The 14,360-nt window shown below is 67.0% G+C and carries 11 protein-coding genes; 8 read left to right on the forward strand and 3 right to left on the reverse strand.

Annotated features, from left to right (window positions below):
* Window positions 1-161: 161 nt before the first annotated feature.
* Genes bamA through lpxB form a run of 6 tightly spaced genes read left to right on the forward strand, consistent with a single transcriptional unit; the run spans window position 162 to window position 6,980 of the window.
* On the forward strand, window positions 162-2,429 hold the full coding sequence (bamA, locus tag E0E05_RS08745; protein ID WP_342212057.1) for an outer membrane protein assembly factor BamA: 2,268 nt from the start codon (window positions 162-164) through the stop codon (window positions 2,427-2,429).
* A 51-nt stretch (window positions 2,430-2,480) separates the two neighbouring features.
* Entirely contained in the window at window positions 2,481-3,551 is a 1,071-nt protein-coding gene (lpxD, locus tag E0E05_RS08750) for a UDP-3-O-(3-hydroxymyristoyl)glucosamine N-acyltransferase (RefSeq protein ID WP_244597638.1), read from the forward strand.
* Between the two features lie 17 nt (window positions 3,552-3,568).
* Window positions 3,569-4,057 (forward strand): 3-hydroxyacyl-ACP dehydratase FabZ, encoded by a 489-nt coding sequence (gene fabZ, locus E0E05_RS08755; protein WP_131616358.1) that lies wholly within the window; start codon window positions 3,569-3,571, stop codon window positions 4,055-4,057.
* 2 nt (window positions 4,058-4,059) lie between these two features.
* Complete coding sequence (gene lpxA / locus E0E05_RS08760; RefSeq protein ID WP_131616359.1) at window positions 4,060-4,899, forward strand: acyl-ACP--UDP-N-acetylglucosamine O-acyltransferase; 840 nt, start codon at window positions 4,060-4,062, stop codon at window positions 4,897-4,899.
* 3 nt (window positions 4,900-4,902) lie between these two features.
* The gene (locus tag E0E05_RS08765) at window positions 4,903-5,796 is read left to right on the forward strand and encodes an LpxI family protein (RefSeq protein ID WP_131616360.1); all 894 of its coding nucleotides are present in this window, start codon (window positions 4,903-4,905) and stop codon (window positions 5,794-5,796) included.
* Window positions 5,793-6,980, forward strand: a complete 1,188-nt coding sequence (gene lpxB, locus E0E05_RS08770; protein WP_131616361.1) for a lipid-A-disaccharide synthase — start codon at window positions 5,793-5,795, stop codon at window positions 6,978-6,980. The genes E0E05_RS08765 and lpxB overlap by 4 nt, the downstream gene beginning before the upstream one ends.
* Before the next feature lie 31 nt (window positions 6,981-7,011).
* Here the strand turns inward: lpxB and gltA are convergent, their stop codons facing one another.
* Window positions 7,012-8,301, reverse strand: coding sequence for a citrate synthase (gene gltA, locus E0E05_RS08775; RefSeq protein WP_131616362.1), 1,290 nt, complete (start codon window positions 8,299-8,301; stop codon window positions 7,012-7,014).
* A 170-nt stretch (window positions 8,302-8,471) separates the two neighbouring features.
* Window positions 8,472-9,893, reverse strand: coding sequence for a glutamate--tRNA ligase (gene gltX / locus E0E05_RS08780; RefSeq protein WP_131616363.1), 1,422 nt, complete (start codon window positions 9,891-9,893; stop codon window positions 8,472-8,474).
* A gap of 181 nt (window positions 9,894-10,074) precedes the next feature.
* Between gltX and E0E05_RS08785 the strand changes: the two genes are divergently transcribed.
* Window positions 10,075-12,789 (forward strand): ComEC/Rec2 family competence protein, encoded by a 2,715-nt coding sequence (locus E0E05_RS08785; RefSeq protein WP_131616364.1) that lies wholly within the window; start codon window positions 10,075-10,077, stop codon window positions 12,787-12,789.
* A 60-nt stretch (window positions 12,790-12,849) separates the two neighbouring features.
* Here E0E05_RS08785 and lexA read toward each other — a convergent pair whose 3' ends face one another.
* A complete protein-coding gene (lexA, locus tag E0E05_RS08790; RefSeq protein WP_131616365.1) occupies window positions 12,850-13,566 on the reverse strand; it encodes a transcriptional repressor LexA in 717 nt (238 codons plus the stop codon).
* A 372-nt stretch (window positions 13,567-13,938) separates the two neighbouring features.
* Between lexA and E0E05_RS08795 the strand changes: the two genes are divergently transcribed.
* A complete protein-coding gene (locus tag E0E05_RS08795) occupies window positions 13,939-14,340 on the forward strand; it encodes a hypothetical protein (protein WP_131616366.1) in 402 nt (133 codons plus the stop codon).
* The last annotated feature ends 20 nt before the right edge of the window (window positions 14,341-14,360 follow it).

Genomic DNA, 14,360 nt, shown 5'->3' on the forward strand with positions numbered 1-14,360 from the left:
TGCAATACGGATTTCGGCATTTGAGTGATGGTTCTGGTCTGGCTCGGACCCAAGCAGATTGGGGACACTACCGCATGAAAGCGGCTCCTAGGTTTCTAAGCGCCGTCTCGGCAGCAGCTCTGGCGATTGCGCCGGCTGTCGGCGGTGCGGTGGCAGTCAGCGTGCTGACAACCGCAAGCGCACAAGCCGCTGTCGTTACGTCCATTTCCGTGCGCGGCAATCAGCGCGTCTCCGAACAGACGATCGCCGATTTCGTTGGCTACCGCTCAGGCCGCAACTATTCGGGTTCGGACATCAACGATGCCGTGCGTGCGCTGTTCCGCTCGGGCCTGTTCGCCAATGCCGCTGTCGTCACTTCCGGGTCGACGCTCGTCGTCACCGTCGAGGAGTATGCGACCGTCAACCAGGTGCTTTTCCAGGGCAACCGTCGGCTCGACGACGATCGCCTGCGTAACGTGGTGGAACTGACGCCGCGCAGCCGCTTCGAACAGGCGATTCTCGATGCGGACGTCGAGGCGATCGTCGAGGCCTACAGCCGCACCGGCCGCAGCGACGTGACGGTCAATGCCAGCGTCGTCGATCTGGGCGAGAACCGGGTCAACGTGATCTTCCAGATCCTGGAAGGCGACCGGACCAAGATCGCGCGAATCAATTTCACCGGCAACAACGCGTTCGGCGACCGCCGCCTGCAGGCGGTGATCTCGACCAAGGCGTCCAACCCGCTGTCCTGGCTGACGCGCAATGACGTCTATGACGATCAGCGTCTGGCGGCCGACGAGGAAGCGCTGCGCCGCTTCTATTTCAACCGCGGCTATGCCGACTTCCGGATCATCTCCTCGTCCGCCGAGGTCGATCCGTCGACCGGCAACATCGTCATCAACATCGAGGTCGACGAGGGCGATCGCTACACGTTCGGCAACATCGAGATCGACAGCACGGTCACCGGCGCCGACACGAACGCGCTCGCGCGCACCATCTCGACCCGGTCGGGAAGCGTCTACAGCGCCCGCGAGGTCGAGGACACGCTGATCTCCATGTCCGAACGGCTGGCCGGTGCCGGTTTCCCGTTCGCCGAGGTCACGCCCGTCGGCAACCGCAACTTCGACAACCGCACGATCGACGTCACCTATATCGTCGATCAGGGCCAGCGCGCCTTCATCGAGCGGATCGAGATCGTCGGCAACACCCGGACCCGCGACTACGTCATCCGCCGCGAGTTCGATGTTTCCGAAGGCGATGCGTTCAACCAGGTCCTGATCCGTCGCGCCCAGCGCCGCCTCGAGGCGCTCGACTTCTTCAGCACGGTGCGGATCTCCACGCGTCCCGGCTCTTCGCCCGACCGCGTCATCGTCGTCGTTCAGGTCGAGGACAAGTCGACCGGCGAGTTCGGTGCAGGCGTTGGCTATGCCACCGGCGGTGAGAACGAGGGCGTCAATCTCGAAGGTTCGATTTCCGAACGCAACTTCCTTGGCCGCGGTCAGGCGATCCGGATCGGCATCGGTGGCAGCACATCCTCGCGCACCTACAATTTGTCGTTCACCGAGCCCTACTTCCTCGGCTATCGTGTCGCCGCCACGTTCGGCCTCTACCAGAACCGCAACGATCTGGGCGACTACGAGCGCACTAGCACCGGCGGTACCGTGTCGTTCGGCCTGCCACTGACCGACGATCTGACGGCCAATGTCGGCTACAACTATCAGCGCGACGTTTATTCGGCCGATGGCACAGACTGTACCGATCTGCCGGGCGATCCGGACGCCAACTGCGGCGCGCCGGCCTTCGTTCAGGGCCGCATCGTCAGCGGTCAGGCACGGATCAAGTCCTCGGTCATCTACGGGCTCGTCTACAACACGATCGAGGATCGCAACGATCCGCGCGACGGCTTGTTCATGCGCGTGAACCAGGAAGTTGCGGGCCTTGGCGGCGATGCGCGCTTCATCCGGACCACGGCGGACGCGTCCTACTACATGACGCTCGCCGAGGATGCCGAGTTGATCGGCCTGCTGCGGGGCGGCGCCGGCAACGTGACCGGGCTTGGCCAGAGCGTCGAGGGCTTCGACCAGTTCGAGATGAGCCCGCGCCGGCTGCGCGGTTTCGCCTTCAACGGCATCGGTCCGCGTGATGCGGCCGGCAACTTCATCGGCGGCAAGACCTATTTCAACGCCACCGCCGAATTGCAGTTTCCGCTGCCCGCGCTGCCGCGCGATCTCGGCTTCAAGGGCGCTGTCTTCGCTGACGCGGCGACGCTGTTCGGCTCCGATGTCGCCGGTGCCCAGAACACCAATCTCGAATGGCGCGCTTCGGCCGGTCTCAGCGTGATCTGGCAGTCGCCCTTCGCTCCGCTGCGCTTCGATTATGCCTGGCCGCTGGTCAAGGAACCGCAGGACGACGAGCAGCGCTTCAACTTCTCGGTGTCGACCGCATTCTGATCGGCCTGTGAACGCCCGGCCAGCCGGCCGGGCGCAGCCAGTGGTGCCGCTTTGGCCATTGACCCGCATTTCCACCATGCCGACCTGCCGGCGACGCTTGGCCATCTGGTCAAGCTGGCCGGGATCGACCTCGGCGATGATGGCCTTCGGTCCGTGCAGATCCAGACGCTTGCGTCGGCCGCCGATCCCGCACCGGGCAGCCTCGTCTTCGTCGACAATGCCCGCGGCATCGATCTTCAGGCGCTTTCGGTCTGCGCGGCGGTGATCGGCGCGGATGATCTGCAGGACAGGCTACCGGCGGGACCCGTCCTCGTGCCGGCACGGCGGGCGCGCCATGTGTTTCAGGATATCGCGCTGGCGCTCTTTCCCGCCAGCATCGGGGACGCTTCGCCCTTCATCGATCCGGCCGCGACGCGGCCCACGCAACAGGGTGCGGTGATCGCCGAAAACGCGCGGCTCGAGGACGGTGTCGTCGTCGAAGCCGGCGCGATCATCGGCGATGGCGTCGAGATCGGCTCCGGGACTATCGTTGGCGCCAACGCGGTCATCGCGCGGGGCTGCCGCATCGGCCGCCACAGCCGCATCGGCGCCAACAGCACGATCCAGTATGCGCTGATCGGCGACCGCGTACGCATCCTGCCCGGCGCGGCGATCGGCCAGGACGGTTTCGGCTACGTGCCGCGCGAGGACGGCCTGCGCAAGGTGCCTCAACTCGGCCGTGTGATCATTCAGGATGATGTCGAGATCGGCGCCAACACCGCGGTGGATCGGGGCACGCTCGGCGACACGGTGATCGGGCAGGGCACCAAGATAGATAATCTGGTGCAGATCGCCCACAATGTGCGCATCGGAATGCACACGGTGATCGCCGGTCACTGCGGCATTTCCGGTTCGGTCACCATCGGCAGCGGCTGCATGATCGGTGGCGGGGTCGGCATCGCCGACCAGATCACCATCGGTGATAAGGTGCAGATTGCCGGCGGCTCTGGCGTCATGGACGACATTCCCTCCGGCGAACGGTGGGGCGGCTCGCCCGCCCGGCCGGCAAAGCAGGCGCTTCGCGAACTGCTGGCGTTGCGCAAGCTCGCCGATGACCGTAAGAGGTCGCCTCGATCCGAGTGAAACCGAACTGGGCCGCAATGACAGAAACAAAGACCGACGGCGCGCTCGGAACCGCCGATCTCGCCGACATCATCAAGGCCCTGCCGCACCGCTATCCGATGCTGCTCGTCGATCGCATCGTTGATATTGACGGGCTCGATTCGGCGGTCGGCATCAAGAACGTCACCTATAACGAGCCGCACTTTCTTGGCCATTTTCCCGGCAATCCGATCATGCCGGGCGTGCTGATTATCGAGGGGCTGGCGCAGACGGCAGGCGCGATCGGCATCCGCAGCCTGGGCATGGACAGGCCGGCGCTCGTTTATTTCATGTCGATCGACAAGGCGAAGTTCCGCAAACCCGTCGTCCCCGGAGATGTGCTCGAATACCACGTGCGGCTGATCAAGCGGCGCGGTTCGATCTGCCGTTACGAATGCATCGCCAGGGTCGCCGGCGAGACGGTCGCCGAGGCCGAACTGACCGCCATGCTTTCGCCCGACGACGCCAAGCGCGGCGGCGGGGTGTGATCATGGACGCAAAGCCCACATTCATCCATCCCACCGCGCTCGTCGAGACCGGCGCGCAACTGGGCGCGAACGTGCGCATCGGCCCGTTCTGCCATGTCGGCTCCGATGTGACGCTTGGCGACGATGTCGAGCTGATGAGCCACGTCTCGATCACCGGCCCGACCGAGATCGGCGCGGGTTGCACGGTTCATCCGCAGGCCGTTCTCGGCGGGGCGCCGCAGAACGCCGCCTACAAGGGCGAGCCCACGCGCCTGATCGTCGGCCGCAACGTGACGATCCGCGAAGGCGTGACCATGCACCGTGGCACCGGCAATGCGCGCGGCGAGACCGTTGTCGGCGACCATTGCATGTTTCTGGCCTATTCCCATGTCGCCCACGACTGCATCATCGGCGACCATGTCACCTTCGCCAACAACGTCATGATCGGTGGCCACGTGACCATCGGAGACCGGGTGATTGTCGGCGGTGGCGGCGCCATCCACCAGTTCTGCACGATCGGCAACAATGCCTTCATCGGCGGTCTGACCGGCGTCGCCCACGACGTCATCCCCTACGGCCTGGCGATGGGCAGCCGCGCCTATCTCAGCGGGCTCAACCTGGTCGGCATGAAGCGTGCCGGCATGAGCCGGGAGCAGATCGGTCGCGTCCGTCAGGCATTCAATGAACTGTTCGCAGACAACGGACTTTCGGTGCGCGACAACGCAAGGCGCCTGGCTTCGGACTTCGCCGACATCGAACCGGTCCAGCAGATCGTCCATTTCGTGCTCGAACAGGCCAAGCGCCAGCTCACCACCCCGCTCAGCGGCGCGGGCGCGCGCAAGGCCGAAGGCCGCGCGGAGTAAACGATGGCCCGGGCGCCCGAGGACGGTTCCGGCGCACCGATCGCGATCATCGCCGGGGGCGGGCAGGTGCCCGTGCATCTCGCCCGGTCGATGGCCGATCGCGGCCTTTCGTTCGTGGTCGTCATGCTCAAGGGTGATGCCGATCCGGCGCTCGCCGCCTATGACCACATCGCGGTGAACCCGGTCGAACTGGCGCGCTTCAAGCGCTTCATGCTTGATCGTGGCGTGCGAACGGTCACGCTGGTCGGCTCGGTCCGCGGCCGGCCCGACATCGGGCGCTTCCGCCCCGACTGGACGACCCTGCGCTTCATCGGCCGCATCGTCGGCGCTCTTGGCCGGGGTGACGACGCGCTGCTGCGCGCCGTGGTACGCATGATGGAAGACGGCGGGCTCACCGTCGTCGGGGCCCACGAACTCGAGCCCGATCTGGTCGCGCCCGCCGGCCTGCTGGGGTCGGTCGCGGTACCAAGGGGGCAGCGCGCGTCGATCGACACCGGGGTTGCGGCCGCCACCACGCTCGGCGCGCTCGATGCCGGCCAGGCTGTGGTCGTCGTCGGTCGGCGCGTTGTCGCGCTGGAAGGCGCCGAAGGCACCGACGCCATGATTGAACGCGTCGCGCAGTTGCGCGCGATCGGCCGGCTCGGCCGCAAGAAGGGGGGCGTCCTCGTGAAGCTGCGCAAGCCGGGCCAGGATATCAGGGTCGACATGCCGACGATCGGCCCGCAGACGGTGCGCAACGCCGCCGCCGCAGGCCTTTCCGGCATCGCAGTCCACGGCGAAAACACGCTCGTCATGGATCGGGCCGCGACGGTCGAGGCGGCCGACCGGGCCGGCCTGTTTCTGGTCGGCCTGACGCCCGATCCCGTGGCGTTGATCGCGGGGGAGGGGCCGGGATGACCGGTGACGTCGCGCGCGCGCCGCTGATCGGCATCGTCGCCGGGGAGACCTCGGGCCAGCTCTTGGCGGCCGAACTGATCGAGGCGCTAAATGCCCGGCTCGGCGCGCCGGCCCGGCTGATCGGCGTCGGTGGCCCGCCGCTCGATGCACTCGGCCTCAACTCGCTGTTCGACGCGGACGAAATCGCCCTGATGGGGTTGAGCGCGGTACTCAAGAGCCTGCCGCGTCTCGCCCGTCGCATCGGCCAGACCGCCGATGCGCTGATCGCGGCAAAACCCGACTGCCTGATCATCGTCGACAGCCCCGATTTTTCGCTGCGCGTCGCGCGACGGGTGAAGCTGCGGCTGCCGCATTTGCCGGTCGTGAAGTATGTCGCCCCGACGGTCTGGGCCTGGCGGCCCGGCCGCGCCCGCGACATGGCGGCCTTCGTCGACCATGTCCTGGCGATCCTGCCGTTCGAGCCGCAGGTGATGGCTGATCTCGGCGGGCCGGAGACACACTATGTCGGCCACCGGCTGATGGCGGACGCGGAGCTTGAGCGCTGCTGGCAGGCCAACCGCACGCGCGGCCCACGCGCCCAGGGCGACGATACGATCAACCTGCTTCTGCTGCCCGGCTCACGCCGCTCGGAGGTGCGCGCCCTGCTCGGCGATTTCCGCCGGGCTGTCGAAATCCTGCGCGAGCGGGGCCGGGCGCTGTCCATCAGCCTGCCGACGCTTCCGCATCTGGAGCGACCGGTGCGCGATCACGTTCTGGAATGGCCCGACATGGTGCGCGTGACAACCGGGCGTGAAGCACAGATCGAGGCCTATGGACGTGCCGACGTGGCGCTGGCGGCATCGGGCACCGTCCTGCTCGAACTGGCGTTGGCCGGCGTGCCGGCGATTTCGTGCTACCGCGCCGATCCGCTGATCCGGCGTGTCGCCGAACGAATGCTGACGACCTGGTCGGCGGCGCTGCCCAACATCATCGCCGACAAGGTGGTGATCAACGAATATTATGACGAGATGATCCGGCCGGGCATGCTGGCGCGGCTGGCCGAAACGCTCGCGCGCCCCGGCAGTGCCGAACGGGCCCGCATGATGGATGACTATGCGGATATCCGCGCCCGCATGAGCGTTGACGTGCCGCCCAGCGAGAAGGGCGCGGACATCGTCGCCGCGGCCCTGCGTCGCGATGGCTGAACGAGACGGGGCTGCCGGCGGCCCCTTGACCTCAGCGCTTTGAGAGCGGGATGTAGTCGCGCTGCGGCTCGCCGGTATAGAGTTGTCGCGGCCGGCCGATCTTCTGGCTCGGATCCTCGATCATTTCCTTCCACTGGGCGATCCAGCCGACGGTGCGCGCCAGCGCGAACAGCACTGTGAACATGTTGGTCGGAAAGCCCAGCGCCTTCAGCGTGATGCCCGAATAGAAGTCGATGTTCGGATAGAGCTTTTTTTCGATGAAATACTCGTCGGTCAGCGCGATCTGCTCAAGCTCCATGGCGACCTCGAGCATCGGATCGTCCTTGATGCCCAGTTCGCCGAGCACCTCGTGCGTCGTCTTCTGCATGATCTTGGCGCGCGGATCGTAGTTCTTGTAGACCCGGTGGCCGAAGCCCATCAGGCGGAACGGATCGTCCTTGTCCTTGGCGCGGTCGATGAACTCGGGAATGCGGTCCGGCGTGCCGATCTCGGCCAGCATGTTCAGCGCCGCCTCGTTGGCGCCGCCATGCGCCGGTCCCCAGAGGCATGCGATGCCGGCTGCGATGCAGGCGAACGGATTGGCGCCCGACGAGCCGGCGAGCCGCACCGTCGAGGTCGAGGCGTTCTGCTCGTGGTCCGCGTGCAGGATGAAGATGCGGTCCATGGCGCGGGCCAGCACCGGATTGACCTCATACTCCTCGCACGGCACCGCAAAGCACATGCGCAGGAAGTTCGAAGCGTAGTCCAGATCGTTCTTCGGATAGACGAAGGGTTGGCCGATCGAATATTTGTAGGCCATCGCCGCGATCGTCGGCATCTTGGCGATCATGCGCAGGCTGGCGACCATGCGCTGGTGTTCGTCCGAAATGTCGGTGGAGTCGTGATAGAAGGCCGACAGGGCGCCGGCGACGCCGCACATGATGGCCATCGGGTGCGCATCGCGGCGAAAGCCGGTGAAGAACCGGTTCATCTGCTCGTGCACCATCGTGTGGTGCGTCACGCGGTAGTCGAAATCGGCCTTCTGCGTCTTGTTGGGCAGCTCGCCGTAGAGCAGCAGATAGCAGGTCTCCAGGAAGTCGCCATGCTCGGCGAGCTGGTCGATCGGATAGCCGCGATGCAGCAGGATGCCATTGTCGCCGTCGATGAAGGTGATCTTGGATTCGCAGCTCGCCGTCGAGGTGAAGCCCGGATCGTAGGTGAACTTGCCCGTCTGCGCATAGAGCTTCGAGATGTCGATGACTTCCGGACCCACGCTGCCCGATTTCACGGCGAAGGAGTGTTCGGCGTCATCCACGTTCAGCGTTGCACTCTTGTCAGCCATAACCTCTCCTCCTGTCGTCGTGTGGGATTCCGCTTCCTGTCCGGTGCCGCGCTGCGCAGGGGGTCCGGGGGCGGATTGTGGTTTGCGGTTTGCTAGCCCATTTGCCGATGGGTGCCAAGCTAGCCCAAAGCCCTATTGTGCGACGCACAAATCACGTTGCCGCCACCGGGTCAAGCCATCTGGTCGGCGATACGGCCGAGCGATTCCTCGCGACCGAGCACCGCGAGCACGTCGAAGACGCCCGGTGACGTGGCCCGTCCCGTCAGGGCCGCGCGCAGCGGCTGCGCGACCTTGCCCAGTTTCAGCTCTTGGCTTTCGGCGAAGGCGCGCACCGCGGCGTCCAGGTGATCGGCGTCCCATGTCCCGACGGCCGAAAGCGCGGCATGGGCGCCCGTCAGCATGGCGCGCGCATCCTCGGTCAGGATGCCGGCGGCTTTCTCGTCGAGCGCGAGCGGGCGGACGGCGAACAGGTAGCCTGCGCTGTCGACGAGCTGCACCAGGGTGCGCGCTCGCTCCTTCAGGCCCGGCATGGCAGCCAGAAGCTGGCCGCGCCTGTCATCGTCCAGTCGGCCCGCGATCGCCGCGCCGCCTTCGATCTCCGGCAGCAGAGCTTCGATCCGCTCGACCAGATAGGCATCGTCCGCCTGGCGGATGTAATGGGCGTTCAGAGCCTCGAGCTTGGCGATGTCGAAGCGCGCCGCGCCCTTGTTGATGTCGGTGACCTCGAACCACTCGATCATCTGGTCGGTCGACATGATCTCGTCGTCTCCATGGCTCCAGCCGAGCCGGGCCAGATAGTTGCGCAGCGCCTCGGGCAGATAACCCATGGCGCGGTAGGCCTCGGCGCCAAGCGCGCCGTGCCGCTTGGACAGTTTCGCCCCGTCCGGTCCGTGGATCAGCGGAATGTGCGCCATGACCGGCGCCTCCCAGCCCAGATGACCGTAGATGATCTGCTGGCGCGCGGCGTTGGTCAGATGGTCGTCGCCACGGATGATGTGGGTGACGCCCATGTCGTGGTCGTCGACGACCACCGCCAGCATGTATGTCGGCGAGCCGTCAGAGCGCAGGATCACGAAATCGTCCAGATCGACGTTCGGAAAGCGCACGTCGCCCTGCACCTGGTCGCGCACGACCGTTTCGCCCTCGCGCGGCGCCTTGATGCGGATCACCGGATCGATGCCTTCGGGCGCTTCGGCCGGATCGCGATCGCGCCAGCGCCCGTCATAGCGCGGCGGCCGGCCCACGGCCCGCGCCTGTTCGCGCATGGCGGCGAGTTCTTCCTGGCTGGCGTAGCAGCGATAGGCGTTGCCCGCCTCGAGAAGCTGATGGGCGATTTCCGCATGCCGTTCGGCCCGCGCCGCCTGCGAGACCGGCTCGCCGTCCCAGCCGATGCCGAGCCAGCTCAGACCGTCCAGGATCGCCGCGACCGCGGCCTTCGTCGACCGGGCGCGGTCGGTGTCCTCGATCCTGAGCAGCATCTTGCCGCCGGTGTGGCGGGCGTAGAGCCAGTTGAACAGCGCGGTGCGCGCGCCGCCGATGTGCAGGTAGCCCGTGGGCGAGGGGGCAAAGCGCGTGACAACGCCGCTCGTCATGGTCCGCTCCGGTTCTGTTGGCAGTGGGCCGTCAGTGCTGGCACGGCCGATGGCGGCCAATACATGTGAAGGCCGCAGATGTCGCGCTCTGGTACCACACAATTGCCAACTTGCAAGCGCGCCCGCCCGGCCGCAGGATGACCGGGGTCACGGCTGAGGACGTGGCCGTCAGGGTGGCGTCGTGGCGGGTCCGGGTGAGACAACGACCAGGAAGCGACGTGGCTGGGAACCGGTAGCGGACGAGACCGCCGCACCGGCCGAATGCCGCGCGTTCCTGCATGCGCCTGCAATTCCGAAGAGACCGACATCGGCTGAAAAACGCGCCGAGCGCACGGCCGCCGAAATCCCGGCGCCTGCACCGGCCGCACCGTCTCCGCGCGCCCGCCCGCGCCTTCAGGCCCTGCGCGCGCGATGGACGGCGCATCTGGCGCGCGCGCTCGACGACGAGGCGGCGTTCGGCACGCCTTTCCTGCTCGTCCCGGTCCTGCTGCTCGTCGGCGTCGCAGGCTATTTCGCGCTGCCGGCCGAACCGGCGGCCCACAATTTGCCGCTGGCGCTGGGCTTTTGTGCCTTGCTGTGGCACATCGCCCGGTCACGCTCGCGACCGGTTGCGCGGGTGCTGCTGACGGGCGTGCTGCTGCTCGCCGGCATGGCGCTGGCGCAATGGCACACCATGGCACAGGCGACGCAGATGCTCGGCGCGGAAGTCACCACCCATCTGACCGGCCGGATCGTGCGCATGGAGCAGCGGCCCGACGGGTCGGTCCGCTACACGCTCGATGTGCTGGCGACCGAGCGGCCGCGGCTTCGGCACGTGCCCGACCGGCTGCGCGTGACCGCCCGCGTCCCGGTAAGCGACGTGCGCGCGGGCGACGGACTGAAAGGGGTCGCGCGGCTGTTCCCGCTGTCCGGTCCGGCCCGGCCGGGCGGCTACGATTTCACATTTCACGGCTATTTCGCCGGCCATGGCGCCAACGGCTTCTTCTACGGCGCGCCGGAAAAGGTCGCCGCGCCACCGCCGGACGGTTGGCGCGCGGCCGTCGCGGCACGGCTGCAGAACGCCCGGCTGTGGCTCGGCCAACGCATCCGCGCGGCCGCGCCCGGCGAAGCCGGCACGGTCGCCGCCGCGCTCGTCAATGGCGACAAGTCGGCGATCCCCGAACCGGTCAACGAGGCGCTGCGCATCTCCGGCCTTGCGCACATTCTGACAATATCTGGCCTTCATATGGCCCTCGTCGCCGGCACGGTGATGATCGGGCTGCGGGCGGGCCTTGCCCTGTCGGGTCCGCTGGTGGCCGGACACGCGGTCAAGAAGCATGCGGCGCTCGTAGCGCTGGCGGCGATCTTCGTCTATCTGTTCATGGCCGGGGCGGGCGTCGCCACGCAGCGCTCCTTCACCATGCTGGCGGTGATGCTCGCGGCGCTGCTGCTCGACCGGCGCGCCATATCCAAACGCAACCTGGCGATCGCGGCGATCGTCATCATCGCGCTGCATCCGGCCGCCGTCGTCGGGCCCAGCTTCCACATGTCGTTTGCGGCGACGCTCGCCCTGATCGCGCTCTACGACCTCTGGAACCGCCGCCGCGCAGAGCGGGCAAGCCGAAGCCCGGCGAAACCGCGGCCCGAGGGGATCGCGGCCGCCGGCAGTGGCGCGTTTCGCTTCTTCGTCGCGCTCGCCGCCACATCGCTGGTCGCCGGCGCGGCGAGCGGGCTCTATGCCGCCTACCACTTCCAGCGCGTCGCCGTTCTGGGCCTCGTGACGAACCTTGCGGCGATGCCGATCGTCTCGCTGATCACCATGCCGCTGGCGATCCTGGCGACGCTGGCCATACCGTTCGGTGTCGATGGCCCGCTCTACGCGATGATGGCGGCCAGCGCGGGCTGGATCCTCGCCATAGCCCAATGGGTCGCCGCCCGTTCGCCGGACGGCATGGTCGGCGCCATGTCGAACGCGGCGATGCTGTGGGCGACGGCCGCCATGGTCTGGTTTTGCGTGTGCCGCACGTGGCTGCGCTGGGGCGCGGTGCTGCCGGCGCTGGCCGCGACGATGTTCATGGGCCAGCGCGACCTGCCCCTGGCGGTGATCTCCGAGGACGGCCGCCAGATGGCCGTCGTCGGCACCAGCGGCGCACTCGCCGTGAACAGGGCGCGGCCGAACGCGTTCATCGTCGAGCAATGGCAGCAGGCCTATGCGGCGCGGACGGTGATCAAGCCGGTTGGTCTGGAAGACGGTGTTGCAGAATGGGTGCTCCCGGACGCGGCAGCGGCGGTTCCTGCGCATCGCGCGGCCGATGCCGAGCCGGGCGGTCGCCGCGCGCAAGGCGCCGACCCTGTCGCCCCGATGCGCTGCGCCGAACAAATCTGCATCGCGACGGTCTGGCGCGGCGCCGAGCGATACGATCTTGTGATCCTGTCAGCGCCTTTTCCAGACGGTCCCACGAACGCGACGGCGGAGACCGGTGGGTTGAAGGCTATCGATGCAGAGGCCCATGACGGCGGCCACCACCACGCGTCCGTCCTCTGCGGGCGGTTCGATCTGATCGTTCTCGCCTACGCGCCGGCGGAGTCACCCTGCGACGACGGAACGCTCGTGCTCACGGCACGGGATCTGGCGTTCGCCGGCAGTGCGGAGATCAGACCTGCGCCGCGGGGTCGTCTGCGAACTCGGGAAAATGGAACGGCACCCGACCCGCCGCATGAAACAAGGCTTTCGCAGGAAACCGCACCGCAGACCCGGTCCGAATCGGAACGCTTGGAGGCCGAGGCGGGGACCGCAAAGAAGAGTGGCGCGGTTTCGCCAAGGCTCGCCGTCCGCCACGCCGTCTCGACGCCGTTGCGCCCCTGGCATGACGCTCGCCGCTGGAGCCGGGCCGCGCGCAATCTGGCACCCTATTGACCGCCTACCGATCGCGCGGACCCGGCCGCGACCACCGGTCGACCGGCCGCTTGTGCCGCGTCAGTAGCGCCGTACGAGGCCCACGAGCCGGCCCTGGATGCGCACCCGGTCGGGGCCGAAGATGCGGGTCTCGTAGGCAGGGTTGGCCGCTTCGAGTGCGATCGAGGCACCTTTGCGCCGGAAACGCTTGAGCGTGGCTTCCTCTTCGTCGACGAGAGCGACGACGATCTCGCCCGGATTGGCGGTGTCGGTGCGCTTGATGACGACCGTGTCGCCATCGAGAATACCGGCCTGGATCATCGAATCGCCCTCGACATCGAGCGCGTAATGCTCGCCCTTGCCCATCATGTCCGGCGGCACGGAAAGGACACGCGTCTGGTTCTCGATCGCTGAAATCGGCACGCCCGCGGCGATCTTGCCCATCACCGGAACGGCCCGGTCGTCATTGGCGCCGGCCTGCGGCATCGCTGGCGGCGATTCGGCCGGTGCCGACGGGCGGCCGAGACCGCCTTCGACGACGCTCGGCGAAAAACGCTGGCGCACCTGGTTAATCGGCTGCATCGCGTCGGGCAGCTTGATCACTTCGAGCGCACGAGCGCGATTGGGCAGGCGGCGGATGAAGCCGCGTTCCTCGAGCGCCGTGATCAGGCGATGGATGCCCGACTTGGAGGCCAGGTCCAGCGCTTCCTTCATCTCGTCGAAGGAAGGAGGGACACCGGTCTCCTTGAGCCGCTCATTGATGAACATCAGAAGGTCGAGTTGCTTGCGCGTCAGCATGGCGATTCCGGAAACAAACGAAAACAAACGTCGAACAGACGTTAACTGTTCCAGTTGTGTTCCGCAAGCAATAAAATCCGGTTAACCGCCGGCCGATTTCCTTTGCGCGCCGCGTTACCGGCCCTCCGGGCGCGGAATCACTGGCGCGGACGCAGCATCAGGCCGAAGGAAAGGGCGCTCGCGCCCGTCAGGACGGCAACTGCGACGGTCACTGCGTAAATCGTGAACATGGGAACCTCCCGATTGCTTGTGTTGTCGACTATGCTTCCAACAACGACATGCGGATGTGCGAAGTTGCACACGGGGCGGTCAAAGCAACGTGAACGGCGCGCGCCGATCGCCGGTTATGGGGAGCGATCCATGAAGACGATCATGAAAATTGCGCCGATCGGCATGGTTTTGGCGGTCCTTTCGGGGAGCCCGGCCGCCGCCACCGGCACGGTGGAATGCACGGGCGCCGACAGCGCCGATGCCAGTGTCTTCCTGTCGGTCGGCCGGCTTCCGGTCCTCGCCGTCCTGGGCGCCGTGATCGAGGCGGAGGGGACGACCTATGCAACCGACACGGACGTCAATCCGGATGCGGAACCCATCGTCTTCGGACAGGGCTTCTCCGATGGCGACCGGCTGCGCGCCGATTTCACCGATCCGAACATCGAGCAAATCCTCGTGAGCGTGCGAATCGAGCGCGCCTTCGAGGACAAGGCCGGCGCGGAGGCGGGCATCGTGCGTGTCGCCGGCCGGGGCGCCTGGCCAATCGTCTGCGTCTCGGGCTGAGGGCGGCCGGCCAGCGCCTG

It is taken from the genome of Roseitalea porphyridii, assembly GCF_004331955.1.
Classification (GTDB): Bacteria; Pseudomonadota; Alphaproteobacteria; order Rhizobiales; family Rhizobiaceae; genus Roseitalea; species Roseitalea porphyridii.